Raw genomic sequence first — 25,355 nt, 5'->3', positions numbered from 1 at the left:
CGACAAAGGACCTGAAGAATGAAAAATGACCGTCTAAGAGTCTCCGTTGAGGAGAATTATGTTTCTGCTCTCGGAACGGCTACCTATGCCTTTGCCCTCTTGGAGTGGAACGCGATCTGGTGTTGCGAGCGTATTAGGCCAAACAGCATCAATCAGCTTTCCGGGAAAACTGCGGGGCGGATAGCCTCGAAATTGGTGTCGCTTGTCGACGAGCTGCCGCAGTCTGCCGAACGGGATCGTTAAGGGTTATTCGATGCCTGCCATCGATCACAGGAATGTGACGGTGCCGCTGCGCGTGTTGGCAGGCATCGAATAACCCTTAACGTACTGCGTCGGTCCGCTTGTGAAACTCGTCGCTCGAAAGCGGCCAGTGGAATAGGATACGGCTGCCCGAAGCGGCCAGCCGGCAGTGCGTTCTTCGACCGTTTCCGTCATTCAGTGCTTGACTTCGTGAGAGTCCGCAATGGCACGCATGTCAGACACTAGAGTGGCCACGAGCAACAGTACGAAAGTCGTACGGTCCGGAAAATCGCCACTATCGTCTTCGTCCGTAAGCAATTCATATTGATGGACGATTCGCGTGCGCTCGATACCACAAGTCGGCCGCCAGTGCTGTCATCGGACAGGCGATATCACCCACGCGAACAATCGGCTTGAGAACCGCGCGCTGATCAGCAACAGTATCGTCGCGACGCCGAAATTCCAGACCAGGATCATGACTGTCGCGTCGAGCGGATGAAACATCGAGAGCGCCACAGCCGTGAGCGCGGCAACGGCCAGGCTGCCCGTCATCACAACGGGAGCGGGCGCGAGTCGCGCAACGTGACGCAGCATGATCAGCAGGGCGAGTGAGAGAGGAATACCCGTGAGGCCGAGCGTCGCGAAGCAGCGAGCGGTTTCCCCCAGTGACATGCCGTCCGGGCCGATCTCAACCCAGTTCGTCAGACATCCATAACCTATCGTCGATACCCAAGCCGCCAGCGCGGGCAGCGGCAACAGCAGCCAGCGCAGCGACCGTCCCGGCACGCTGGCAACGAACGACGCAACGGCAGCAAGAATCCCCGTCAACGCGGCCGCGGCCACGCCGGTCATGAATACCGGCTGCTGGAGCTTCGCCGTCAGGTCGGGCCGCACTCCATGCGCTACGCCGACCAGAATGAGCACGATTGCGGCGAACAGCAGCCAGCCGGCCGCCCTCCTGGCAGGCGCGCGCAGCGGGCGCACCGGCTTCGCGTCGGCAACCAGCGATTCGATCAGATCGGAGGTCGGACTCATTTGCGGTCTCCCTGCGTCAGGAGCTTGCGCAGGCCCTTCAGCCCGCGATGCACCGCGACCTTCAACGCGGCAACAGTCATTCCACTCGCCACAGCCGCCTCTTTCAATGTCATTTCCTCGAGTTTCAGCATGCGTATCGCGTCGCGCTGCCCGGGCGGCAGGCGCTCGATCGTCTCGCGCAGCATGCGCGCATCCGTGGCCTCTTCCAACAGATTCGCTGTGGGGTTAGCCAAGGTTTCATGCTCATCGTCCAGTGGTACTTCACGGGCGTCAAGACGTCCATCGTGGCGCAGCGTATCGACGATACGGCGCATCGCGACCGTCAGCAGCCACGGGCCAAACGGTCGCCCGGGGTCATAGGTGTGGCGTACGAGGTGCACGGTGGCGAGAACGTCCTGCACGACGTCTTCAATGGTGTCGTGACGGACCCCGTAGCGGCTCGCGAGACTTCGCAGATACGGTGTCACGCTCTGCAGCAGGCGTCGGTAGGCGTCGCGATCGCCTCGCTGGGCCCGCGCCATCAAAACGGACCAGTCGGGCGTGCCATCGGGCCGGATCGCGTCATCCGGCATGGCGGCGCGCGGCCCCTTGCCGGCCGGTACAGATTGGTCTGGCTGCATGCGCGCGGCGCGGCGGTCTCGGTAGTCGGACATCGTTGCAGTTCGTGGATGAGGCAACCAATCCAAATATTTTCGACGCGGCGCGTAACCTTTGCCCGCGATGACCGAATCTGGTTGTATGGTCGCATCTTCGCGACCCCAACCCTCGGAGAAGATACTATGAGCAAGTCCGCTCTGACCATCTCGTCGCTGTCCGCCGCGGTCGGCATGGCGCTCGCCATGCAGGCGCTCCCCGCGCAGGCGCAGGGTATGGGCAACCCGCCGCAGGTCGTGAAGGACAACATGGCCAGGATGGCGCAGAACCACCTCGAGAAGTGCTACGGCATTAATGCGGTGGCGAAGAACGACTGTGCCGAAGGAGCGCACTCTTGCGCGGGCCAGGCCACGCAGGCGCGCGACCCGAAGTCATTCGTGCTGTTGCCGGCAGGCGATTGCAGCAAGATCGCGGGCGGCCAGACCAAGGCGGGTTGAGAGACATGGCGGCCATGAGCCCAACCGTCGCCCGCGCACACGTGCTGCCCGGCCCGATTCCCGCAGCGGCCGGCGTGGGTTTGCGTTTTCGCCATCATCGCGCCGTGCTCGACGAACGTCCGGCCACAGCGTGGTTCGAGGTGCACACTGAGAACTACATGGGCGGCGGTCCTGCAACACGCTGCCTGGACGCCATTCGCGCCGACTATCCGGTCTCCCTGCACGGCGTGGGCCTCTCGCTCGGCAGCGCCGATGGGCTCGACGCCGCCCATCTCGCACGCGTGAGCGAGGTCGTCGCGCGCGTGCAGCCGGGCCTTGTGTCCGAGCACCTTGCCTGGAGCGTGGCGGGCGGCACGTACCTCGCCGACCTGCTGCCATTGCCGATGACCGAAGAAGCGCTCGGCGTCATGTGCCGGAACGTCGATCAGGTGCAGACGGTACTGAGGCGGCAGATACTCGTGGAGAACCCGTCCACCTATCTTCGCTTCGCGCATTCGACGATTCCGGAGTGCGAGTTTCTCGCGCGTCTCGCGCAACGCACGGGATGCGGACTTCTATGCGACGTGAACAACATCTACGTGAGCGCATGCAATCACGGCTGGAATCCATACACGTATCTCGACGCGCTGCCGTCGACGGCCATCGGCGAAATCCATCTTGCGGGCCACAGCGTGAGACGACTCCAGGGCGGCCGCGCGTTGCACATCGACGATCACGGCTCGCGTGTCGCGCCGAAAGTGTGGGCGCTGTACGCAGCTGCGTTGCAACGCTTTGGCCCGGTGCCGACGCTGATCGAATGGGACACCGATGTGCCGCCGCTCGATGTTCTCATCGAGGAGGCTGCAATGGCGGAATCGGCACTGGAGGCGGTTCGACATGAACATGTTCACGCCATCGCTGGCTGAGATGCAACGGGCGATGCGCCGGAGCCTGCTGGAAGGTGCCGATGAAGACGCGGCCGCCGTCGTGCTCGCCCATGGCCTCGATCCGCAGGCACGCCTGAACATCTACCGGAACACGGCGCAAGGTGTGCTCGTCAATGCGCTGCAGCTTGCGTTTCCGGCCGTGCGGCGTCTGGTCGGTGCGGACTTTTTCGAGTGCGCGGTGCGCCTGTTCGTGCATGCTGCGCCACCCCGCAGCGCATGGCTCGACCAATATGGCGAGCTGTTTCCGGTCTTCCTCGCGCAGATGTCGCAACTCTCGACGGTGCCGTATGTGGTCGACGTCGCGCGGCTCGAATGGCAGGTCAATGGCGTGCTGCAGGCACCTGATGTCATGCCCCTCGATCCGGCGTGTCTCGCACCGCTTGACGAGGACGCGCTCGGCTCATTGCGATTGTCGCCTCATCCGGCCGCGCGGCTGCTGCGCTGCGACGCTCCTGCCGACGCTATCTGGCGCGCCGTGCTCAAGCAGGACGACGCTGCGCTGGGTGCGATCGAGCTTGCGGCCGGCCCGGTTCATCTGCTCGTGCAACGCGTAACCGAAGGCGTCGATACGCTGCGTTTGAACGTTGGAGAGTGGCACATCAGCAAGGCGCTTTTTGCGGGCGAGTCGCTCGACGCGGCGCTGGCATGCGCGCCCGAAACGGATGGTTTCGCACTCATCGGTGCATATCTGGCGCGCGGATGCTTCGCACGGACGCCGCGAACTGCAAACTGCATCCGGATCCATCAGGGAACGTCAACATGACTCGCCTCGCCAACTGTGCAGACGACCGCAAGGTCTTCCAGTGCGCAGTTCAGTTGCTACAACGCGTGCCATACTGGGTGCTCGCCGTTCCGCTGCGCCTCGCGGTCGCTACGATTTTCTGGAATTCGGCGATGACCAAGCTCGCGAACTGGGACGCCGCGCTGGAACTGTTTCGCGACGAATACAGGCTGCCTGTATTGCCGCCGGATGTGGCGGCATACAGTGCCGTATCGATCGAACTGAGTATGCCGGTGTTGCTGGTGCTCGGTCTGGGCGTCAGACCCGCCGCATTGGTTCTGCTCGGGATGACCTCCGTAATCGAGATTTTTGTTTACCCGCAGGCGTGGCCGACGCATATTCAGTGGGCAGCGATGCTGCTCGTCCTGCTGTGCCGGGGAGCCGGAGCCCTGTCGCTTGACCATCTGATACGTCAGCGATGGTGGAGGGACGCTTCGTCGGAATTCCCCGGGCGTCAGCGCGGTGACAGTTGAATTCGACAGGAAGCCCCTACAGTGAGCACAATCGTTCTCACGTCTGTCCTGACCTGCCCGCAATGCGGGGCTGCTACGCCGGAAACCATGCCCGAGGATGCATGCCAGTTCTACTATGAGTGTCGGGCCTGTCATGCAGTGCTGCGTCCGAAGCCGGGCGACTGCTGCGTGTTCTGTTCATTCGGCTCGGTGCCGTGTCCACCGGTTCAGTACGAGCGCGCGTACTGCGACCCTCAGAGGTAATGCTAGATACGAACTCAGCGGTCGATAGCTTCCAGGGCGCAAGAGACGCCCCTATCTCCAGCTCCCTTTTTCTGCAAAGGTCGCCTGATGGTCGACTGGCCCCCGATGCGCTCGGCTGGACCCGACCCTCAGGAGCCATCTAGAGCAGTGAAAGACCAACGTCCCAAATGCACCGTGTAACGGTCATAGATCCACTGCGTCACATTCGCCCGGTCCATGATGACCCTAAATACGGACATTGCTTCCATACGCATGGTCTCGATCCGCCAAGGGACCCGCACTGCTCATTTTGGCGTGGCACCTGCCTGCGAAGAACCTATGTTGCGTGCGTTGAATTGCATGCCCATCGGTGAAAAATGGGTCCGCTTATGCAGCCATAGTGGAGCTGTGCGTCACCTGAGACGTTCAGCTTTCGAAGCTTGCGCCAAGCACGAGGTCGCATACGTTAGGAACGTCGAGGCCAGGCGCCAGACGGCGGCCGATGTCGGCCAGACCGGTCCCGATGGCGGTGTGCGGTTTCCGCCTGGCGACCTCGGCTAGCGCCTCCGTGAACGCTTTCTTGAGCCCCAGCGGCGGATAGAGCGCAAGAGTATCGTCGATCAGTTGGGGAGAAATCTCGTCCATCCTGAGCCCCATGACGTCTACGTGAGCGCCGAAGTGGACGAGCGCGACTTCCGGCTCCCTGCGATCCGCAATGTCAGCGGCCGAGTGAAGGGCAATGGCGTCCCAAACGATCTCGATTTTCGCCTCGGGATAATCGTGGGCATGCAGAAACCTGCTCGCAGCGTCCGCACCATCGACTTCGAAGCGCTTATCAGCAGCGTGATCCTCCGACAATCCCAGGTCGTGAAGCAGCGATGCGAGATAAACCAGCTCGCTGGTCATACTTCATTTGCCGCTTCTTGCCGATAAACCCCGCGAACCACCATGTCCTGTGGACATGATTAAGGAGCGGCCTCGAATGAGCCTGCGCGGCGAGGGCCGCCGCGTTGCGAGCGAGCTCGGAATCTGGTGCGGCCGCGCCAGCGATAGTAACAGCGGATTTCATAGCCCTTCCTTCGAACGACCACTTGTTTGACGAATGACGTTGTGCCGCAATGCATCCAGAGGCTCAGTCTTGCGACGAGCGCATCGACACGTCGCCGATGACCACCCCTCTCAACCTTTCTCGCAACGCCGTAACATTGTCCACACCGTTCAGTTGCTCGAACTCCCGTTGCGCTGCCTGCCAGAGAGGCGCTGCCCTTTCGTGCAGACGCCGTCCCTCCTCGGTGAGTTCGACGAGGCGGCTACGGCCGTCGGTGGGCGAGGGCTTGATCGTGACGAAGCCGTCGCGCTCCAGGAAGCCAACCATTTTCCCCATCGCCGTTCGTTCGATATCGAGCCGTTCGGCAAGGGCGTTGACCGGAGTACTTCCCACCTCGTGCAGGGCGGCCAGGGTGAGGAATTGCGTGATGCGCAGACCCGCGGCCTCGAGATGGCTATCGTAGAGGCGGGAGATCTGCCTGCTCGCCTTCCTCACGGCAAAGCAGTTGCATTGATCGATTCCGAGCGGCTGGTTAACGGGCAACATCTGTTGCACTCCTGATTTCGGTTAATTGTGCGAAGCTTACGCGCGCGCCGTGCCAAAGCGCGGCGGTATCTATCGATGAAAGCCGGGAGCGACAGCGCTGGCGCACGATCTGCGCACCTCGTGTCGCGCCGCCGAATCCGGCCGTGTCGACTGCGGTGTTCAAAGCCCTGCCGGCGGTGTGATGTAGCCGGGTATCTCGGCCGCGAGCGTGCTCTTTAGCACCGCTGTCCCCTCGTCGGCCATGACCTCGCTCTTGCCGGCGGCGAGCGCGTCGTAGGTCTGTCGCACGACGTCCTCCGGACTGGCTTTAGGCACGTCGATGCCGTTGGTCAGATCGGTATCCACGAACCCGACGTGCAGGCCGAGAACCTGGATGCCACGCTCGCGCAAGTAAAAGCGAAGCTGGTTCGTGTAGCTCCAGGCGGCTGCTTTCGACGCGGCATACGGTGTCAGAAAGGGCCGCGGAAGCCACACGATGTCGGAAAGCACGTTGATGATCGCGGCATGCGGCTGGGCCGCCAGGATCTGTTCGAAGGCCTGTGTGACGCGCACCACGCCGTAGTAGTTGGTATCGAACAAGCGGGCGGACTGCGCTTGCACGTCGGCCGCCAGAGGCCCGTCGATCAGAGCGGCAATGCCCGCGTTGTTGATCAGCAGAGTCGTGTCGGCTGCCAGTTTCGCCGCCTCGGCGATCGACGCCGGATCCGTGACATCGATCCTGACCCGCACAATGCCCGGCTCGTCGAAACCGCTCGTGTTACGCATACCAGCGTACACTTTCGCCGCCCCGCGCCGAAGCGCCTCGCGTGCAAAAGCGAGGCCCAGCCCGCGATTGGCACCGGTGATGAAGACGGTGGCGTTCTTGATATCCGTGACAAGCTCCTCATTCAAAAGCCGCGTGCCGGGGGAAGTGTCGACGCCATCCACGAGCGCGCGGCTGCCTGGTTCAAAGAAAGACGTGTTCCGGCAGCTGCTTCGAAAGCGACTCCCGCAGATGGGTCGCGAGAGTCAGTACGGCGCCAAGCGGGCTCATCCGCACGCTGACTCGCGGCACCGAGCCGTCGGCGTTTCGATCGACGACCACGACCGCGCTCAACGTCTCGCCGCTCGTCAGAACGGCGTCGTACTCGAGAAAAAGCCGCGAGCCGACGGCTTGAACAAACGTTGGCGTCTGTGAGACGTAAAAGCTCCCGACGGCGTCGACGGCGAGCCGGATTTCGTCGCGTCCGGCTACGGGAGCGCGCAACACCGAGCTGACCAGCTCGGCGTCGGCCGTCAGATCATCGAGAAAAGGGTGACGCTCAGGTTGGATGGCCGACATAGTCAAACCTCTCGATTCGTTTCAAGGGCGTGTTCACACGAAGGCGGCCCGATACTTCGCGACGAACTGCTGGACCGACAGCGGCGGCTTCCCGGTGATCTTCTCGACGGCGTCGTTGGTGCCCGAAAAGATGCCGTCGCGGTAGTCCTGCGCGACTTCGACGAGATGCTGCGTGAGGAACGGCGGAAATTTGTAAAGGGTTTCCATCTTGATGCGGAATTCCTCGATAGAAGTCGGCGCGTAGTCGATCCGGGTGCCGAGAACCTCGCTCATCGCGGCTGCTATCTCGACGTGGTTCATCTCGACGGGGCCATGGAGCGTGTAGGTCTTGCCCTCGTGGCCTTCGGGGTTGGCAAGGATGTGGGCGATCACGCGTCCCTGATCGTCGCTGGCAATGGGCGCGTGACGGCCGTTGCCAAACGGAAATTCGATCTTCTTCGTGGCCCATATCTCCCGCGCAAAATGCGGATAGGCGAGCCAATCGGCAAAGAATGTCGGGCGCAAATGCGTTGTTGCGACACCCGACCAATCGAAGACCTGCTCGGAGACCCAGTGATCCTGTGCCGCGTGGCTCGTCGACTCCCGGCGCGCGGAAATCTGCGACATGTTGACGATCGCCGTAACGCCCGCTTCCCTTGCTGCCTGCGCGAAATAGGCTGCGGCCCCGATGATTCCCGGCGCGATCGGATGAAGGAAATACGCCGAGCGGATGCCTTCCATCGCTGCCCGAATGTCGTCGATGTCGGTGAAGTCCCCGACCGCGACATCGACACCGCGCTGCCTCAGAACTGCCGCTCGATCGTCATCTGTGCGCACATAGGCCCGCACGCGTTTGTGCATCTTGAGCAGTTCGCCAATCGCCATACCCCCGGTGCGTCCGGTTGCACCGCTCACAAGAATCTCAGCCTCATTCATCGCTTCGCTCCGTTCGAAAGTGAGAGCATATGCTCTGTCAAGGCAAACATTAGGAGCATATGCTCGTAGTGTCAAGTTTTTCGGTTCCCGCGGCCCGGATAACAGCACGCTCGATTCGACTGACGGCATTTGCTAGCAAGCATCGACAGGATGCTGCCTAGGTGTCCCGCGATGGAAAGCGTCAGAGTCGTTGGTATCGTCCTTGCTTACTGGATAGCGGAATGTCCAGTGTCTGCTCACCTCCAGAAGAGATGGCACCGCGCGAACCGACGAATTGATTTCCTGACGTGTGGCGAGGGCGCTGAAGATTATCAATAAGGGCCCGAGTATTCGGTCCACCCGCAGATTCGTGCCAGGCGCAAACCGCAGATTGCCGTTCGCGCTGATAATGGCTAACGATTCACTGACCGACGATGTGACTGATCAGGCAGATGTTTTAGGGGCCACTACTAACCCTTAACGGTCACCGACCACTTGCTGACCGGCATGAAGCCCTACACCTCTGTCTGTTCAGCCATTTCAAGCGCGTCATCGACCTCGATGCCTAGGTATCGGACGGTGCTTTCGAGCTTCGTGTGGCCGAGCAGCAGCTGGACAGCCCGAGGTTCTTCGTGCGGCGATAAATCAATGACGCCTTGGTGCAGAGAAGGCGTACCGATCTGCCAGCGCTTCGAGCGCTCGTGCCGTCGCATTTCGATCGGTCAGATCGACGGAAACCAGTGTGCCGGGGAAACTTGGGTCGTCGGCCCCGCGGGCAAGGCCGATGACCTGATGTCTGTCAGCTGCGAGTCGGGGCGACAACGCGCGCCCGATACCCTAGTGGCGCCCATTACCAAGAGTGTACGTCTGAACATTGGAAACCCTGAAAGGCATAAGACAGTGCGCCCATGTGGTCCGCCGAGGACGCTAGCCCCAACGGGAATTCAAAATGACGCTGCACAAGTTCACGCGCTCGAAGCCCGGGTCCTTGTACGCCAGGAAATCGTCGTTGAACGTGCCGAACGTGGTTCCTGGACGATGCTTCATGCCGTCGTAAAAGGCATCGATCATCTTGTCGGCGAAATCAGCGCCGCGCGGAAAGCCTGCGACCACCGCCGCGCGCTGTTCCTCGGTAAAGTCATCAAAGCCCCGTCCCGCGACGTCCATCCCAGCTCCGGCTTGCACCAGCGCGATCTCACCGTGCATGTGCTCGGGAATGCCCGGCGTCGTATGGAGCGCTACAGCGGTCCAAACCTTGGCCACGTCCGCCTCGTCGACATGATGGCTGCGTAGAAAATCGCGAGCAGCGTTGGCGCCGTCGACTTCGAAACGCAGTTGGCTTTCGCGATAGGCCGGCGTTAAACCGATGTCGTGGAACATGGCCGCAACGTAGAGCAACTCTGGGTCGAAGGTGACGCTCTTTCGTTTTCCCAATAGCGCGCCCCATAGGTAGACCCGTGTCGAGTGGTTAAACAGCAGTTCGCTTTCGGTGTCGCGAATGAGCTGGGTGACCTCCCGCACTAGCTGACTGTCGGGAATCACGATGTCGAGCATTGGGTTCGCCGGCATTGCTTTGTCTTGCTTCATCGAAGTACTCAAGCTGTGAAGAATGTGCCGTTCCTGCCGCACGCTTGACTTCCGGACCACCCAATGTCGGCGGCTGATCCCGCACCGGAAGCGGCTGGTGGCGTTACACCGAGGAAGTTACGCTTCCCTTGCGTCATGGAAAAGGCCCAAGATTGAGCAATTCCGATGTACTATCGCGCCCATGGCAACGCTCTCTGTTGACCTCGATCGCGCGGGACGCATCCCGCTGTCCGCGCAAATTTACGGCTCGATTCGAGGTGCGATCGAGTCGGGCCAGCTTGCCGCTGGCGCGCGGCTGCCCTCCTGGTCAGATTTGGCTGCCCAACTGGGCGTGTCCCGGGGCACCGTGCGTGCCGCCTATGAGCGTCTGATCGACGAGCAGTTCGCGATCGGCTTGGGCGCTGCGGGCACTCGGGTAGCCGCGCGGCCCTTGCCGGCGGCAAGCAAATGGTGGCCGGAGGCACCACCGCTTCCAGATCTCTTTTACGACTTCAGCACGGCGCCTTTGGCGTTTCAGATGGGCGTGCCCGCCCAGGACGCCTTTCCGTTCAAGCTGTGGTCGCGCATTCAGTCACGTGCGGCGCGCCGGGCCGCAGCGGCTCCTGTCGGATATCCCGATCCGAGGGGCGATCCGGAGTTGCGACAGCAAATCGCGTCGTATCTCGGCGTCTCACGCGGGCTTCGATGCAGTCCCTCGCAGGTATTCGTCACGGCAGGATTCGCCGGCGCGCTCAACCTGGCGATTCGCGCGTTGCAAGTGGAAGGCAGACAGGCCTGGATGGAGGATCCTGGGTTTCCGCTCACGCGTACGGCGCTCGCGCTTGCCGGCATAACCGTGGCAGGGGTGCCGGTGGACGCGGACGGGCTCGATATCGACGCAGGCATTCGCATCGCGCCCGAAGCCTCCCTCGCAGTGGTGACACCGGGTCAGCAGGCGCCACTCGGAATGACGATGTCGCTCCCTCGACGAATTTCACTGCTTGATTGGGCGAAACAGCACGACGCCTGGATCATCGAAGACGACTATCTCGGCGAGTTGCAGCTGAAAGGACGGGCCGCACCAGCGCTGGCCTCGCTCGATCAGGACGGTCGGGTCCTGCACATTGGCACATTCAGCAAGACGATCAGCCCGGCACTGCGCCTGGGATTTCTTGTCGTTCCGCTGGCCATGGCGCGCCGGTTCGGCGAGGTCGCGGCGTGTCTCGCCCCCGCTCCGACTTCATCCGTGCAGCACGCCGTAACCGAGTTCATGCACGACGGACACTATCTTCGGCATCTGCGGCGTATGAAGCGTCTTTACGCTGCCCGACAGGCAGCCCTGGTTGGTTGTCTGAAGGAACTGGCTTCAGAATCGATTAGAGTCCAAGCCGCCGCAGGCATGACCGTGGTGGCCGCGCTGCCGCAATCCATATCGGATACGGATATCGCTTCCCGGGCGCGACTATTCGGGCTGGCCCCAGTTCCTCTCTCGCCTTGGTACACGCGCAATCCCGGGCAGCAGGGGCTCCTGCTCGGCGTCACGAATTCGGATGAAAGGACAGTGGCGGCCAACTGTTCTCGCCTCCTGGAAATCGTTCGCGGGCGCCACTGACGGGCCAGTGATCCCGGCCCGTACTTGCTTCTTGGTGCATCAAAACTGTTCATTCCTGGTGCTTTTGCGTGCCCCGCTGTCACCTGACAATGGAGGAACACAAAGGAGCCAGACATCGTGAACATCCGATCCATCGTGAGAGCCGCCGGCACGGCCATAGCCTTCGCCGTCGCCGTGCCGGCCTCGGCGCATGGCGCAGCTGAAACCGCCACACCGAACTTTCAACACGCCATCCCCAACGTTCCAGGGAAGTCGTTGACCGCTGTCGTCGTCGATTACCCACCGGGTGCGGCGTCGCCCGCACACAGGCATGCGAGCTCGGCCTTCATCTATGCCTATGTAGTGTCGGGCGAGGTCGAGTCGCAGGTAGATGACGGTCCGAAGCGCGTCTACCGCGCCGGCGAGAGCTTCTTCGAGGAGCCTGGCGCCGTTCACCGCATAAGCCGCAATGCGAGCGAAACAAAGCCTGCAAAGTTGCTCGCCGTCTTCATCGCGGACAGCAACGACCAAGCCCTGACTACCCCCATCAAGTAGACCACCACTTCAAGGAGTCACATCATGAGCAAGCGTCTCGACTACACACAGATTGCGCCCGCCGGCGTCAAGGCCCTCGGCGGCGTCTACGGCTACGTCATGCACAGCGACCTGTCACCGATTCTCGTGGACCTCGTCTATCTGCGCGTCTCGCAGATCAACAACTGCGCTTATTGCCTCGACATGCATACACGCGACCTCCTGCAAAAAGGCGTGAAGGTCGAAAAGCTGGCGCTCGTGCAGGCATGGAGGGAAGCGGGCCACCTGTTCGATGACCGCGAGCGCGCAGCACTCGCATGGGCGGAATCGGTCACGCTGGTGGCACAGACCGGTGTGCCAGACGCGTCGTACGAGGCTGCCCGCGCCGTGTTCAACGAGCGCGAACTGGTTGACCTGACCATCGCGATCAGCCTGATGAATACCTATAACCGTATGGCAATCAGCTTCCGGAACACGCCTCAGGCTGTGATGGAACAGTGAAATGCGACGCGGGCTTGAACAGTATGAAAGCGCCTCGACTTTGGCATGCCGCACGCATTTCTCTAACGCGGGCCTCCGACCGATTTCGACGAGAATCGGCAAAGACGAGTCGCCTCAAGCCTTTAATCGAACCCGTAGAGCTTCGTCGCGTTATCTACAAAGATCATCTGCTGCCAGTCCGACCTGCCGATCCACCCTGCGATGGTATCGAGCAGACTTGCGTCATTCGGCTTGGCGCCCTTCTCTGTCGGATGAGGCCAGTCGGTGCCCCATAGCATCCGCTCGGGCGCCATGTCGATCAGCGTCTTCGCGACGGGTGCGACATCGTCGTAGGCAGGCGCGCCGGTCTTCGTATCGACGTAGGGCCCCGACAATGTAATGAACGTATTGCCCTTGTCGACGAGACGCTGCGCGGTGCGCAGCGCCTCCGACGAAAGCCCGCCCGGTTCGGGAACATGCGCGATATGGTCGATGACGAGCGGACAAGGCAGCGCCGACAGACGGCCCTCGAGCTCGGGAAGCCGGGCTCCCTGCACGACGAGTTCGATATGCCACTTCATGTCCGCGATTCGCCCCGCAAGCGACGCCAGCATATCCATCGTCGTTGCGCCGGGATAGCTGAGATTGAACCGTATCGCTCGAACGCCGCCTGTGTGAAGCGTGTGCAACTCGTTATCGCTAACCGACGTGTCGACGACCGCCACTCCCCGCGCATTTCTGCCGAATCGCTTCAACGCTTCGAGCGTGCAGCGATTATCGGTTCCATACGTCGACGGCGTCACAACGACATTTCGGTCGACGCCGAGACGTGCCTGCAGCAGCCGGTACTGCTCCACCGTGGCATTCCGCGGCCGCAGCGTCGTGCCCGGGGCAACGGGAAAGCGGTCGTCGTAGATATGCATATGGCAATCGACGGTTCCGGCAGGCAGCCGGAACGAAGGCCGCTCCGACCCGCTCGACCATGTTTCGGGCCCCTGGGCATACGCCGGCAACGCCGACGCCGCCATCAGCGCCCCGCTCATCTTGATGAAATCGCGCCTGGTCACGTTCTGCATGGTCAGGCGGTCTCCGTCTTGCGAGCCAGGTGTTTCGTCTGTCCGTTGCGCGTCAGCATGAGAAGCGTGGCAACGCTGACGAGCGTGAGGATCGCGAGCGGCATCAGCGCCAGCGCGTAACTGCCCGTCGCTTCCTTGACCCAGCCATACACATTGACCATCAGTCCGCCGCCGAGAAGGTTCGCGATTGCGTTGATGGTCGCGAGGCCCGCCGCCACCGCGCTGTTCGACAACATGTCGGTCGCGAGCGCCCAGAAAGGCCCCTTGAAGGAATACGCGCCGACGAGCACTGCGCACAGCATGAAAATCGTCGGTACGAGCGAGCCGCTCAGCGACGTCGCGAACAGCCCGCCGCCGATCAGAAGCATCGGCACGACGGTGTGCCAGCGACGCTCTCCCGATCGGTCGGAACGGCGGCCCCAGTAGACCATCAGGACCGATGCCACGGCGTAGGGAATCGAATTGATCAGGCCCGTTTGCATGACCGACAGACCGAACGATTTCAGCAATTGAGGCTGCCACACCGACAACGTGCTGCCGGCAGCCGACGCGCAGGTATCCACGAGCGCCAGGCACAGCACATAGCGATTGCGGAAGAGCTTCGTCAGCGGCATGTCGAGCACCTTCTTGGGCGCCTTCGTCTCGCTGGCGAGTGCATCGACGAGCCACTTCCGTTCATCGTCCTTGAGCCATTTCGCATCCGCGGGCTTGTTCGTCAGGACGAACAGGCAGACGACACCGAGCAGCACGGTGGGAATGCCCTCGAGGATGAAGAGCCAGTGCCAGCCGCGCAGGCCCCAGAACCCGTCCATCTGCAACAGCGCCGCGGAAATGGGCGAGCCGATGAAGCTCGCGGCCGGAATCGCGACCATGAACGTGGCGACGATGCGCGCCCGATACGAAGCGGGAATCCAGTACGACAGATACAGCAGGACGCCCGGAAAGAATCCCGCCTCGGCCGCGCCGAGCAGGAAGCGCAGGATATAAAACGTGGTCGCATTCTGCACGAGCGCGGTTCCCGCCGACACGATGCCCCACGTGATCATGATGCGGGCGATCCAGATTCGCGCGCCGTACTTTTGCAGCGCCATATTGCTCGGCACTTCGCAGAAGAAGTACGAGATGAAGAAGAGGCTGCTGCCGAAGCCGAAGACTCTCGCCGACATGCCGAGGTCGTGATTCATCTGCAACGACGCCATGCCCACGTTGCCGCGGTCGATGAACGCCAGCAGATAGCAGATCATCAGGAAGGGAATCAGCCGCCATACGACCTTCCGTATGGTGCGGCGCTCAATGTCGGATTTCGCCATGACACCAGTAGCTTGCATGTTTGTCTCCAGTCTATTTTGCGCCTCGGCGCTATTGCTTGAATCGTTGCCATGCGACGATGCAGACCACACCCACCGCCAGCACGACAGCCATCGCCGCGAAGGTGTGACGCACGCCCAGCGCCTCCGATACCGTCCCGACGAGCAGATAGCCGAATGGCATCGTCCCGTTGTAGGCCATGCCATACATGCCCACGAGTCCGCCACGCACGTGTTCCGGGCACTGCCGCTGGATGGTTGCGTTGGTCGAGGTCGCGGCGAACGTGAGGCTGAAGCCCAGCATGAAAAAAGCCGGCATGGACGCGGCGGCGGCATCGGTGGTCGCGAGGACCATCAATGCGGCAATGGCGGACCAGGGCGCCCATGCGATGAATCGAGCCGATGCGCGCGGACCGAGCGCCGACGACAACAGCACCGCCGAACTCAGCGAGCCGGCGCCCGCGCACGCGAAGAACACGCCGGTGAAGCGTGCGGCGTCGTGGAACGCCTTGTCGGCAAGCAGCGGAACCAGCGTCTGATAGCTCGCCGCAAACAAGCCGATGCACGCGAGGATCGGCAGATATCGCGCTGAGAATGTGTCCGACAGGACGTATCCGACAGCGTCGCGCAGGCTGCTGTCCGCGCGTGATGGTCTGGCCGCACCGGACAGGCGAATCGAGCGCACGCAGGCCGCCATGAAGCACAGCGCCAGTGCGTAGATCGCGAACGATGCTCTCGGTCCGAGCGTCGGATAGACGAATCCCGCGATCGTCGGGCCGACCATCCGTCCGACGTTGTAGACCATCGTGTTCATCGCCACGGCGTTGGACGTGAGGCTCGCGTCGCGAAGGCTCGTGAGAAGCAGTACCTGGCGCGCCGGCACCTCTACGGCGCTCGACACGCCGATTGCGAGCGCATGCGCAAGTATCAACTTGACGCCCAGAACGCCGAGCGCCGATAAAGTCATCAGGCTGCCGGTCAGAACGAGCGAGATCGTCAACACGAAAAGCGTGACGCGCCTGGCGTTCCCCGAGCGAATGCGCGAACCTGCAATCGGCGCCACGACGAGCTGCGGTCCGTACAGAAGAAAGTTCAGCAGCGCGAGAATCGCCGCGGAACCCGACAGGTGATACACGAGCAGATTCAAGGTCACGTTCTGAGTCCAGCTGCCCAGGACGGAAGCAACCTGCCCGCCGAGATAGCGCCGCAGCGCCGGCTCGGTCAGCGCCGGAAACAGTCGGCTGACGATGCCCGATGAGCGCGTGGCCGTGTTCATGTCAATTGCCGCCGCGTCTGCGGGCGCCGCCGATGGCGACGAATGTCGATGATCTGAAGCATCGCGAGGAACAATGGACGATTCGCACGGCCATGCCTCGTCAGAACTTCTGCCGCAGACCGATCGTGACGCCGGTCTGGTTGTGGCCCGCTGCGACCGTGCCGTACCCATTCACGCCCAGCGCCGAGTTGTCCTTGTTGTGCGCGTACGCGACGGTCGCGTACAAGTCCGTGCGCTTCGACAGGAAGTAGTCGGCGTTGAGCACCGCGAGCCACGGATCCGCGCCTGTCGAATGAACGTCGTGGTAATAGCCGACGGCGGTCAGCTGGAACGACGGTGTGATCAGGTATTGCGCACCGAGCCAGTAGAGGTTCGCGGCATTGGCTTCCGAACCGTTGGCGACCGCGATGGGATTCGTCGGCAGGAATGCATTCGACGCCCGCAGATAGCGGTAGCCGGCATACGCCGTCACCGGGCCGAAGTTGTAATTCGCGGCGGCCAGCGCCCGGCGCTCGGTGCTCGTGTTGGTGGCGAGCGTGTTGCTGTTGCGTTGCTCATAGACGGCGGTCGCGGCGAACGGGCCGCTCGCATACGTCAAGGCGCCGCTGAAGAACCGTCCGGTGATGAGCGCGCCGGGGACTTCGGCGCCGTATCCCGTGTCATAGCGCGTGCTGTACATCGCCTGGGCCGTCACCGGGCCGAATTTCCCCGTGTATTTGGCGGAATTGTCGATGCGCGCGGCCAGCGCATAGTCGAGCGACAGCGCGGAGTATCGGGAAGCGACGCCCATCGGGTCGAACGTCACCGACTGATCGTAGATGAGCGCGTTCTGGCGCCCCAACGTGAGCTGCTGGTCCTTGTACGACAGTCCGACCCACGCCTGACGGCCGAACAGCCGGCTCGTCGTGGTCGCATTCGCGCCCAGGCCGCGCGTCGACTGCGCCGTGGTGCCATCGTTGATATTGAAGCCGCTTTCGAGCTGGAAGATGGCCTTCATGCCGCCGCCCAGATCCTCTACGCCCTTCAGGCCCCAGCGGGAACCCGACAGATTGCCCGACACTTCCCGGACCTGCGAACCACCGGCACTCGTGTTGTTGATGAATTCGACGCCGGCGTCGGCGATGCCATAGAGCGTCACGCTGCTTTGCGCGTGCGCCATGTTCGATGTGAACGCCAGGCTTGCCGCTGCGACGGCGCTAAGCGTGATGGCGGCGTTCAGGTTGGCTTTCTTGTGAGCCTTCGTCAAAGACATATCGTCTCCAGTTGTTGATGAATTTTGTTTTGGTCGGGCGTGCCGTGTCTTACGTCGCCGAGCGCGATTCGCCGGCATTGGCGCCGGGATCGCCCAGCCACGCGATGGTCGCCGCGCCGACGAGCATCACCGCCGCGATGGCGAAGAGCGGCACCGTGAAGCCACCCGACATCTGCTTGAGCGCGCCGATCATCGACGGTCCAACAAAGCCGCCGAGGTTGCCGACGGACACGATCAGCGCCAGTCCGCCCGCGGCCGCGCGGCCCGTGAGAAAGCCCGAGGGAATCGCCCAGTAAGTGGCCTGAAACGACAGGATTCCGCTCACCGTGAAGCAGAGGCAAAGCAGCTTGAGAATGGCGCCGTCGACGTACGTGCTCAGGCAAAGGGCCGCCGCCGCAACCACCAGCGCGCCTGCAACATAGGGAATCCGGTTGGCCGCGCGCGCCGCGATTTTTGCCCACAGCAGCATGACCACCGCGCCCGCGACGTAGGGAATCGCGGTCAGCCAGCCGACGACGGCATGTTCGACGCCGAGCTGCTTGATGATCTGCGGCATCCAGAGACCGACGCCGATGGACCCGACGATGCCGCAGAAGTTGATGAACGCCAGCACGAACACGCGCCAGTTGGTCATCGCGTCGCGCAGCTTGTTGCCGTGCTTCGCGCCGATGTCGCGTTGCTCCGCCGACAACCGTCGGGCAAGCGCGGCTTTTTCATCGCCGCACAGCCACTTGGCTTTTTCCGGACGGTCCGCCAGCACGAACAGACACGCGATGCCGAGCAGCACGGCGGGCAAGCCTTCGATAAGCAGCAGCCATTGCCAGCTACGCAGTCCATGCATGCCGCCCAGCTGCAGCAACGCGCCGGAGATGGGCGAGCCGATGATGTTCGCCACCGGAATGCCGACGAGGAACGCCGCCGTCACCTTCGCGCGCCACCTCCCCGGAAACCAGTGCGTGAAATAGAGATAGATGCCCGGTGTGAAGCCGGCCTCGGCCAGCCCCAGAAGGAAACGCGCCGCCGCGAAGCTCTTCGGGCCGACGACGAACGCCGTCGCCATCGACAGGATTCCCCACGAAATCATGATGCGCGCGATCCACATGCGCGCACCGACCTTCTGCATGATGAGATTGCTGGGAATCTCGAACAGGAAATACCCGATGAAGAACATGCCCGCGCCGAAGCCGAACTGCTCGGCGGTCAGGCCGAGATCTTTGTTCATGGTGAGCGCCGCGAACCCGACGTTCGTTCTGTCGAGATAGCTGATGACGTAGCACGCGAAGATGAACGGCAGGATCCGGCGGAAGACTTTCGCCAGCGTGCGCTCGCTCGCGGCGTAGTCATCGCTGCTGATGCTCTGGACCGCCTTCGTTTCGGCCTTCGGCGATGTCTGTGCGCCGTTCACGGATTGCGAAATGTTCATGTGTGCTCCTCCATCGCGCTCTTTACGACGCGACGTGTTTCTGTCGTGGCTTGGATGAGTCGAGCGCGCGGACTAGCCCTGCTTCGCTCGCTTGGGCAGTGGGCCGGCGATCTTCATGTCGGCTCGCAGGATCGTTCCGGATACCGATTCGGTCATGAAGAGCGTCTTCATATCCGCGCCGCCGTAGCAGAGATTGGTCAGCGAAGCGCCCTCGGGACTCGTCAGAATCTCGACCGGCTCGGCGCGATGATTCAGCACCCACACGCGTCCAAGTCCCGGATTCGCGACGAGGACGCGTCCGTCGAGATCCACGGTCAGTCCGTCCGGTCCGCTCGGTCCGTACGACGTGAAGAACTGGCCGACCTTGCTCACCGAGCCATCGGCCTGAAGCGGAACGCGCCACACGCAGTTGCCGCGCGTCATGCCGACGAACAGCACCTTTTCATCGGGCGACAGCACCAGACCGTTCGGACTCGGGCAGTTGCCGAGCAGCACATCCAGCTTGCCGTCCAGCGAGAGCCGATACACGCGGCCGGTCGGATCGTGCAGCCCCGTCTGTCCCTGATCGGTGAAGTAGAGATTGCCGGCGGAATCGAAGGTCAGGTCGTTCACGCCGCGGAAGCGTTCCGTGTTGCGTCGCTCCAGATAGGGACGAACTTCTCCGCGCTCGATATCGAGCAACATCAGACCGTTGCGATAGTCCGTGATGAGCAGATGGGCATCGTCGAAACGCTTCATCCCGTTCGGCTCACCTTCGTACTGAACGATGAGTTCCCACTCGCCCGCGGGCGAAATCCGGAAGATGCGACCGTGCGGTATGTCGGTCACGAACAGAAAGCCCGCCGGATCCCAGACGGGCCCTTCGAGGAAGGAGTCCGTGGACAAGCCGCCCCGGTTCGCGCGCGCCCATTCCGTCTGAACGTCCGGCTGGCGGAATTTCGTCGGCATGCGCGTGAAGACTTCGGCCGTGCGAACTTCGGGCGATGTGAGATAGAACATGCTTGACCTCGCTTGCCGGATCAGGCCACGTTGCGCGCGTTTTCCGCGACCGCCGCCAGCACGTTTGCCGCCGCGCCCTTGCCCATGTTCACGTACGCGGCATCGCTCACGCCGCCGATGTGCGGCGAAAGGATGACGTTGGGAATCGACTGGAACGGATGCGTCGTCATCGGCTCGACGGCGAAGCTATCGAGACCGGCCGCGCGCAACTGACCGCTCGCGAGCGCTTCGATCAAGGCTTCTTCGTCGATGAGACCGCCGCGAGCCGTGTTGACCAGAATCGCTCCGCGCTTGAATCGGCCGAGCGTTTCGCGGTTGAGCATGGCGCGGTTCTCGGCGGTGAGCGGGCAATGCAGCGAAACGACGTCCGACGACGCATAGAGCGCGTCCAGCGACGCGAGCTTCACGCTCTCGGGTGCGTCCTTCGCGAACGGATCGAACGCCTGAACCTGCATGCCGAAAGCAAGACCCGCCTTCGCGACGCGACGGCCGATGGCGCCCAGCCCGACGAGTCCGAGCGTGCGTCCTTCGAGTTCGAAGGACTTGTGCGTCGCCTTGTCCCAATGACCTGCGCGCATCCGCACATCGAGTTGAGGAACCGCTTTCGCGCAGGCCAGGATGAGCGCCCACGCGTGTTCCGCGACGGCCGCGGCATTGGCTCCGGCCGCCGCGCGAACCGCGATGCCGCGTGCGGCGGCGGCTTCCTGATCGATCACGTCGATGCCGCTGCCGTGCTTGGAGATGACTTGCAGGTTCTCCGCCGCATCCATGATCCGCGCATTCACCTTGCCATACCGGACGATGATGGCGACCGGCTTGTGCTGCGCGCACAGCGCGGCGACATCGTCTTCCGTCGGCTGCTTGCCGGCGAACACGATTTCGAAGTCGTTCAGCATCTCGAGCGCTTGCGGCGCGAGGTCAGCCGCCGTCACCAGCAGCGCGGGCTTTGCAGAATTCGCAGTCATTACAGCACCTCGCCTTCCGCGAGCATGCCCGCCGCGCGAAGCTCCTTTTCGAGCCAGCCGGCACGCGTGTCGCCCTTGCGGATCGCCGCGATACGGGCGGTTTCGGCGTCGAGCTTCTTTTGCGCGAGTTCGATGATGCGGGCAACGTCGTCCTTCGGAATCACGACGACGCCGTCAGCATCGCCGACGATGAGATCGCCCGGATTGACGCTTGCGCCCGCCACCGAGATCGGCGCGTTGACGCGGCCCGCGACGCTCTTCGTCGGACCGCAGGGATTGAGGCCGGCGGAGAACACGGGGAATTCGCCTTGCGCGAGTTCGTGCGAATCGCGCACCGCGGCGTCGATGACGAAGCCCGCGATACCCGTCGCGTGTGCCTGGGTCGCCATGATCTCGCCGATCAGGGCGCAGCTGATGTCGCCTTTTCCATCGACCACGATCACGTCGCCCGGTTTGGCGACGGCGAGCGCGGCGTGGATGGCCAGGTTATCGCCCGGACGCACTTCGACGGTGATGGCGGGTCCCGCGACCTTCATCGTCGGCGCGAGCGGTTTCACGCGGCCGTTGAGCGTACCGCGACGGCCAGCGACATCGGCGAGAATCGCGGCCTGAAATCTGGCAGCCGCCTCGACGAGCTCGGGGCTCACGCGCTCGACACTGCGATTGATGGAAGAGTTGGACGTTGCGCTCATCTGGATATCACCCTTGGTTGTCGTTGTACCTAATACAACGATGGTGTACACGGTGAAACCATCTTAACCATCAGGTTGAGGCGATTCCATCCGCGTTAACCCCTTTACTACTCGAAACACCGTTGTACACAGTACAGCGGTGTCAACCGCGTTTTACTGTGTAAAATGCGCCGAGGAGACAAATGACAGGGAGAAGAGCGTGGGAAACGAAGGTGTGGCAGCGGTCGAAAAGGCGCTTTCGCTGCTCGATTGCTTCAAGCCCGGTGTGGAGTCGCTTTCGCTGGCCGCGCTCGCGCAAGCGTCGGGCATGCACAAGACGACCGTGTATCGGCTGATGAACTCGCTCGAACGGATGGGATATGTCGTTCGGTCCGACGCAGGCTTCTATTCGCTAGGTCACCGCGTTCTCTATCTCGGGAAACTGTACGAGCAGTCGTTCCACCTCTCGACGATCGTCGAACCGATCCTGCATTCGCTAGCCGCCTCGACGAAGGAAAGCGCGTCGTACTACGTCATCGACAAGACGCATCGTCTTTGCCTTTTCCGCGCGGAGCCGTCAGAAGGTCTGAGAGAGACGAGACTCGCGGGAACATCCCTGCCGTTGGACGACACGGCCATCAGTCAGGTATTGAGATACTGGGGATTGGGCGAGCCGCTTTACGAGAATCCGCCTGCCTTGCCGCTCTTCACTTCAGGCGCGCGGGATGAGCATACCGCCGCGTTCGCAACGCCGATTTTCGGCGCTTCCGACAAGTTCATGGCCGCCCTTACGCTCTCCGGACCAGCGTCGAGACTTAACGCCGCCCACAAGACCGGCGAGTTGATCTCACTGCAACTCAACGCGGCCTCAGACCTGTCGCGCAAGCTCGGGGCTAGCATCGCGTTCTGCGAGCACATGTACGCCAGCCGCCGCTGAACGAAGGAATCGGCACATTGCCGCTCCGTCGTTGCAAGCGGCTGCCACTGACGTGCGGGCACTTCAAGTGCGGGGAATGGACGTCGCGCTGCAGCCACGTGACGGGATCCGCAAGCGTCACTCGCTGCGAACGCGTACTTGCGACCCACTCTCCGCGTTGGCCTGGCTGGTCTTGCCGGGACTGGCTGGCGACTCGCGATCGACGTGAAGGCACCGAAAATTTCGCGCCTCGGCGTGTTCGCCGTGAGCCGCTCGCGCTGCTGAAGCGCCATGCTGCATTCGACCCGCGCGGTCGGCGGCACCGAACGGCTCACATCATTTGCGGGCTGCTCAGTGTCAATCCGTCGCTGAAGCGGGCGAGCCTGAACGGTGCGATGTCGAACTGCGGCGCGTCCTCCATCACCAGACGGCTCACGAGCATGCCGGCGCCCGGGCCCAGCCCGAAGCCGTGGCCGCTGAACCCCGACGCGATCACGAGCCCGGGTTTCGCATCGACCTTCGAGATGACGGGAACGAGGTCCGGCGTCGTGTCGATCGCGCCCGCCCATGCATGAGCGATCCGCAAGCCGGACAACTCGGGAAACACGCGCGCGACGTTTTGCAGCGCGCACTGAAGCCATTCCCCATCCGGCCTGGGATCGAGCACGCGGGTCTTTTCGAACGGAGAAATATCGCCGTCGCGCCACGTGGAGCTCGCCTCGGGCCCGTGGAAGAAACTGGAACCGACGCGAATCTTCAGCTTCTTCCGCAACTTGCTGCGGAACATGGTGCGAAACCTGACCGAATGCCGTAGGTTTTGCGGCGCGAGCTCCACGCGCCCATAGCCGGGAACCGCAATCGTGTAGCCGCCGTCCAGCCGGCGTCGCAGCGCGAAGTTCGGGCCCGCGAAGCAGCCTTCTATGACGCCCGGCGCTTCGGCGGTCCGCAAGGCCGTTCCCATCACGTTGATGGCCGGAAGATCGATGCCGTGACGCTGGCAGAACAACGCGCTCCACGCGCCGCCCGCGAGCACGACGGTATCGGCTGCGAGCCGTCCGCGCTCGGTCCAGATGCCGCCCACGCGGCCTGCGCTCGTGTCGAGGCCGCGCACCGCGCAGTTCTGATACACCTTCGCGCCGAGTCTTTGCGCGCCGCGCGCGATCGCCGGCGCGGCCTTGGACGGCTCCGCGCGGCCATCGGTGACCGACCACACGCCGCCCGCCCACTTCGCCCGTCCGGACGGAATACGCGACGCCAGCTCGCGCGCGCTGAGGATCTCGCTGCTGAAACCGACTTCGCGCGCGCGGGCGAGCCACGCTTCCCATTGCGCGACGTCGGACTGATGCTCTGTTCCGTACAGAATGCCGGCCCGGCGAAAGCCGATATCCTCGCCCAGTTCCTCGCTGAGTTCGCTCCAGCGCCCGAGACTCTGCATCGCGAGCGGCAACTCGTGGAGGTCGCGATTCTGCTGACGCACCCAGCCCCAGTTGCGCCCCGATTGCTCGCCGCCGATGACGCCCTTTTCGAGCAGCACCACCGACACGCCGCGCCGCGCGAGCTCATACGCCGTGGCGACACCGACGATGCCGCCGCCGATCACCGCGACGTCGCATCGTTCGGAAAAACCTTCGCTGTTCGTGACTTCGTCGATCCTTATCATCGTTCCCAGCCGCCGGTTATTGCAGACTCTTGCAGACGAGACCATCGGAACGCAGCAAAAGCGCGAGGGCGCGTTCCGTACGAGTGTGTTCGATTGTCCGGCCTTCGACCGTCTCGCGGATAGGACGATCCTGCTGTTTCCGGCGCGAATCGGCGCTCAGCCGACGCGCACGTTCTGCACGACGATCCACGCGAACCACGCGAACCACGCAATACGCACTAATTCGAATGTTCCGAGCCATCGTCAGTAGCGAGTCGGCGGACTACGAGAATTTGATCGGCCAGAGCTTCCAGGACGATTTCATCGAGAATGGCCCGAGCGATCGTGTCGATGGCTCACCGGGCTGGCAAAACGCCGAGCGTTGACCACCCCGCATTCAACCCTACCGTATAGCGCCCGACGCATTCCGATAGCGGCCGCCGCGCGCAAAGGGTTGATCGGACTTTGGGGCTCGCCCTCGTGCTGCTCAGGCGCTTGCTGCAAGGCTTTTCCGCGGGCGCGGCGCTCGGCGGTGTCTCTGTCTATTTGGCGCAAACGGCGACGCCGGGACACAAGGGCTTCTATACGAGCTGGCAGTCCGCGAGCCGGCAGGTCGCAATCGTGGTCGCAGCCGCCCTCGGCTATCTGCTCAATGACCTGTTGACCGCCAGCGAAATCGGCGCATGGGTTGTCGCGACGAGCTTACTTGCGGCTATTGGCGATCCTGCAATGGCACAGGGTTTGCGTTAGCCGCGGCAACAAATTCAAAAACCGACGAAGACCAGAACGGGGCTGAGCCGGAAAGGAATGCGCCAGCCCCGAAAGTTGTCAGCGCATGTCAGACTGATTCGCCCCGCCTGCGGTGGCGACCTTACCGTCAATCGGAAAAGTTAGCTCAAGCCAAACTTGATCGCCCTGCGGACGGTTCCGGGCTCCAAATTCGTGCTGGCATTTGAAAAGAACTCCTGAGTACTTTAGGCGTGACACAACGTTGCTCGAATGAATCAATGAAGGAGAGGCGATACGACCGTACAGTTCGTCCCCTAAGCTCCCGGGCCGCATTGAAATTGTGGGGAGGCCGTC

General features: G+C 62.6%; 27 protein-coding genes and 2 pseudogenes. 11 read left to right on the top strand and 18 right to left on the bottom strand.

Going from position 1 to position 25,355, the window contains the following annotated elements; genetic code table 11:
- Positions 1 to 615 precede the first annotated feature (615 nt).
- Positions 616 to 1,275 (bottom strand): NrsF family protein, encoded by a 660-nt coding sequence (locus AWB83_RS16380; RefSeq protein ID WP_087046610.1) that lies wholly within the window; start codon positions 1,273 to 1,275, stop codon positions 616 to 618.
- On the bottom strand, positions 1,272 to 1,928 hold the full coding sequence (locus AWB83_RS16375) for a sigma-70 family RNA polymerase sigma factor (RefSeq protein WP_096059374.1): 657 nt from the start codon (positions 1,926 to 1,928) through the stop codon (positions 1,272 to 1,274). The genes AWB83_RS16380 and AWB83_RS16375 overlap by 4 nt, the downstream gene beginning before the upstream one ends.
- Positions 1,929 to 2,054: 126 nt before the next feature.
- On the opposite strand from AWB83_RS16375, the gene bufA1 reads away from it, so the two are divergent.
- From bufA1 to AWB83_RS37275, 5 genes are read left to right on the top strand one after another with little or no spacing between them, the layout of a single operon-like run.
- On the top strand, positions 2,055 to 2,366 hold the full coding sequence (gene bufA1, locus AWB83_RS16370) for a BufA1 family periplasmic bufferin-type metallophore (protein WP_087046609.1): 312 nt from the start codon (positions 2,055 to 2,057) through the stop codon (positions 2,364 to 2,366).
- A 14-nt stretch (positions 2,367 to 2,380) separates the two neighbouring features.
- The gene (bufB, locus tag AWB83_RS16365) at positions 2,381 to 3,271 is read left to right on the top strand and encodes an MNIO family bufferin maturase (protein WP_087046699.1); all 891 of its coding nucleotides are present in this window, start codon (positions 2,381 to 2,383) and stop codon (positions 3,269 to 3,271) included.
- Complete coding sequence (locus tag AWB83_RS16360) at positions 3,243 to 4,055, top strand: HvfC/BufC N-terminal domain-containing protein (RefSeq protein ID WP_087046608.1); 813 nt, start codon at positions 3,243 to 3,245, stop codon at positions 4,053 to 4,055. Before bufB ends, AWB83_RS16360 begins: the two co-directional genes overlap by 29 nt.
- Positions 4,052 to 4,546 (top strand): DoxX family protein, encoded by a 495-nt coding sequence (locus tag AWB83_RS16355; protein ID WP_087046607.1) that lies wholly within the window; start codon positions 4,052 to 4,054, stop codon positions 4,544 to 4,546. The genes AWB83_RS16360 and AWB83_RS16355 overlap by 4 nt, the downstream gene beginning before the upstream one ends.
- A gap of 30 nt (positions 4,547 to 4,576) precedes the next feature.
- Positions 4,577 to 4,789, top strand: coding sequence for a GDCCVxC domain-containing (seleno)protein (locus tag AWB83_RS37275; RefSeq protein WP_445343896.1), 213 nt, complete (start codon positions 4,577 to 4,579; stop codon positions 4,787 to 4,789).
- A gap of 405 nt (positions 4,790 to 5,194) precedes the next feature.
- Here AWB83_RS37275 and AWB83_RS16345 read toward each other — a convergent pair whose 3' ends face one another.
- The 7 genes and pseudogenes from AWB83_RS16345 to AWB83_RS16310 all read right to left on the bottom strand — a co-directional run bounded on the left by AWB83_RS16345 (position 5,195) and on the right by AWB83_RS16310 (position 10,164).
- Entirely contained in the window at positions 5,195 to 5,674 is a 480-nt protein-coding gene (locus AWB83_RS16345; RefSeq protein ID WP_341866709.1) for an HD domain-containing protein, read from the bottom strand.
- Positions 5,675 to 5,900: 226 nt separating this feature from the next.
- Positions 5,901 to 6,362, bottom strand: coding sequence for a MarR family winged helix-turn-helix transcriptional regulator (locus tag AWB83_RS16340; RefSeq protein ID WP_087046605.1), 462 nt, complete (start codon positions 6,360 to 6,362; stop codon positions 5,901 to 5,903).
- Between the two features lie 159 nt (positions 6,363 to 6,521).
- On the bottom strand, positions 6,522 to 7,289 hold the full coding sequence (locus AWB83_RS16335; protein ID WP_244197764.1) for an SDR family oxidoreductase: 768 nt from the start codon (positions 7,287 to 7,289) through the stop codon (positions 6,522 to 6,524).
- A gap of 19 nt (positions 7,290 to 7,308) precedes the next feature.
- Positions 7,309 to 7,683, bottom strand: coding sequence for a hypothetical protein (locus tag AWB83_RS16330; RefSeq protein ID WP_087046604.1), 375 nt, complete (start codon positions 7,681 to 7,683; stop codon positions 7,309 to 7,311).
- Between the two features lie 33 nt (positions 7,684 to 7,716).
- Entirely contained in the window at positions 7,717 to 8,598 is an 882-nt protein-coding gene (locus AWB83_RS16325; protein ID WP_087046603.1) for an NmrA family NAD(P)-binding protein, read from the bottom strand.
- Positions 8,599 to 9,092: 494 nt separating this feature from the next.
- Positions 9,093 to 9,238, bottom strand: a pseudogene (locus tag AWB83_RS37270) (integrase); the annotation flags it as partial.
- A 266-nt stretch (positions 9,239 to 9,504) separates the two neighbouring features.
- Positions 9,505 to 10,164, bottom strand: a complete 660-nt coding sequence (locus AWB83_RS16310; protein ID WP_087046602.1) for an HD domain-containing protein — start codon at positions 10,162 to 10,164, stop codon at positions 9,505 to 9,507.
- Positions 10,165 to 10,345: 181 nt separating this feature from the next.
- Between AWB83_RS16310 and pdxR the strand changes: the two genes are divergently transcribed.
- From pdxR to AWB83_RS16295, 3 genes are all read left to right on the top strand, one after another.
- The gene (pdxR, locus tag AWB83_RS16305; protein WP_087046601.1) at positions 10,346 to 11,755 is read left to right on the top strand and encodes a MocR-like pyridoxine biosynthesis transcription factor PdxR; all 1,410 of its coding nucleotides are present in this window, start codon (positions 10,346 to 10,348) and stop codon (positions 11,753 to 11,755) included.
- Positions 11,756 to 11,872: 117 nt separating this feature from the next.
- A complete protein-coding gene (locus tag AWB83_RS16300) occupies positions 11,873 to 12,289 on the top strand; it encodes a cupin domain-containing protein (protein ID WP_087046600.1) in 417 nt (138 codons plus the stop codon).
- Between the two features lie 24 nt (positions 12,290 to 12,313).
- Positions 12,314 to 12,769: a carboxymuconolactone decarboxylase family protein gene (locus AWB83_RS16295; protein ID WP_087046599.1), complete on the top strand. Its 456-nt coding sequence runs from the start codon at positions 12,314 to 12,316 to the stop codon at positions 12,767 to 12,769.
- Between the two features lie 122 nt (positions 12,770 to 12,891).
- On the opposite strand, the gene AWB83_RS16290 is transcribed toward AWB83_RS16295, so the two are convergent.
- The 8 genes from AWB83_RS16290 to AWB83_RS16255 form a co-directional block, all read right to left on the bottom strand.
- Entirely contained in the window at positions 12,892 to 13,824 is a 933-nt protein-coding gene (locus AWB83_RS16290; protein ID WP_087046598.1) for an amidohydrolase family protein, read from the bottom strand.
- Positions 13,825 to 13,826: 2 nt separating this feature from the next.
- Complete coding sequence (locus AWB83_RS16285; protein WP_087046597.1) at positions 13,827 to 15,152, bottom strand: MFS transporter; 1,326 nt, start codon at positions 15,150 to 15,152, stop codon at positions 13,827 to 13,829.
- A 31-nt stretch (positions 15,153 to 15,183) separates the two neighbouring features.
- Positions 15,184 to 16,407: an MFS transporter gene (locus AWB83_RS16280; protein ID WP_087046596.1), complete on the bottom strand. Its 1,224-nt coding sequence runs from the start codon at positions 16,405 to 16,407 to the stop codon at positions 15,184 to 15,186.
- A gap of 100 nt (positions 16,408 to 16,507) precedes the next feature.
- On the bottom strand, positions 16,508 to 17,659 hold the full coding sequence (locus AWB83_RS16275; protein ID WP_087046595.1) for a porin: 1,152 nt from the start codon (positions 17,657 to 17,659) through the stop codon (positions 16,508 to 16,510).
- A gap of 49 nt (positions 17,660 to 17,708) precedes the next feature.
- A complete protein-coding gene (locus AWB83_RS16270; protein WP_087046594.1) occupies positions 17,709 to 19,082 on the bottom strand; it encodes an MFS transporter in 1,374 nt (457 codons plus the stop codon).
- A 72-nt stretch (positions 19,083 to 19,154) separates the two neighbouring features.
- On the bottom strand, positions 19,155 to 20,081 hold the full coding sequence (locus AWB83_RS16265) for an SMP-30/gluconolactonase/LRE family protein (protein WP_087046593.1): 927 nt from the start codon (positions 20,079 to 20,081) through the stop codon (positions 19,155 to 19,157).
- A gap of 20 nt (positions 20,082 to 20,101) precedes the next feature.
- Positions 20,102 to 21,046 carry an NAD(P)-dependent oxidoreductase gene (locus AWB83_RS16260; protein WP_087046592.1) on the bottom strand — a complete coding sequence of 315 codons (945 nt, stop codon included), beginning with the start codon at positions 21,044 to 21,046 and terminating at the stop codon, positions 20,102 to 20,104.
- A complete protein-coding gene (locus AWB83_RS16255) occupies positions 21,046 to 21,738 on the bottom strand; it encodes an RraA family protein (RefSeq protein WP_087046591.1) in 693 nt (230 codons plus the stop codon). The genes AWB83_RS16260 and AWB83_RS16255 overlap by 1 nt, the downstream gene beginning before the upstream one ends.
- Positions 21,739 to 21,937: 199 nt before the next feature.
- Between AWB83_RS16255 and AWB83_RS16250 the strand changes: the two genes are divergently transcribed.
- Positions 21,938 to 22,654, top strand: coding sequence for an IclR family transcriptional regulator (locus AWB83_RS16250; protein WP_087046695.1), 717 nt, complete (start codon positions 21,938 to 21,940; stop codon positions 22,652 to 22,654).
- A gap of 310 nt (positions 22,655 to 22,964) precedes the next feature.
- Here AWB83_RS16250 and AWB83_RS16245 read toward each other — a convergent pair whose 3' ends face one another.
- On the bottom strand, positions 22,965 to 24,293 hold the full coding sequence (locus tag AWB83_RS16245; RefSeq protein ID WP_087046590.1) for an NAD(P)/FAD-dependent oxidoreductase: 1,329 nt from the start codon (positions 24,291 to 24,293) through the stop codon (positions 22,965 to 22,967).
- A 227-nt stretch (positions 24,294 to 24,520) separates the two neighbouring features.
- Here AWB83_RS16245 and AWB83_RS36505 point away from each other — a divergent pair, with 227 nt between their 5' ends.
- A complete protein-coding gene (locus AWB83_RS36505; protein WP_159463058.1) occupies positions 24,521 to 24,658 on the top strand; it encodes a hypothetical protein in 138 nt (45 codons plus the stop codon).
- 76 nt (positions 24,659 to 24,734) lie between these two features.
- Positions 24,735 to 24,959: pseudogene (locus AWB83_RS16235) on the top strand (MFS transporter); the annotation flags it as partial.
- Positions 24,960 to 25,355: the final 396 nt, after the last annotated feature.

The organism is Caballeronia ptereochthonis (genome assembly GCF_001545075.1).
In the GTDB taxonomy this organism is placed as follows: domain Bacteria; phylum Pseudomonadota; class Gammaproteobacteria; order Burkholderiales; family Burkholderiaceae; genus Caballeronia; species Caballeronia ptereochthonis.
Note: the sequence above shows the minus strand (reverse complement) of the source record. Positions and strands in the feature narration are given on the sequence as shown.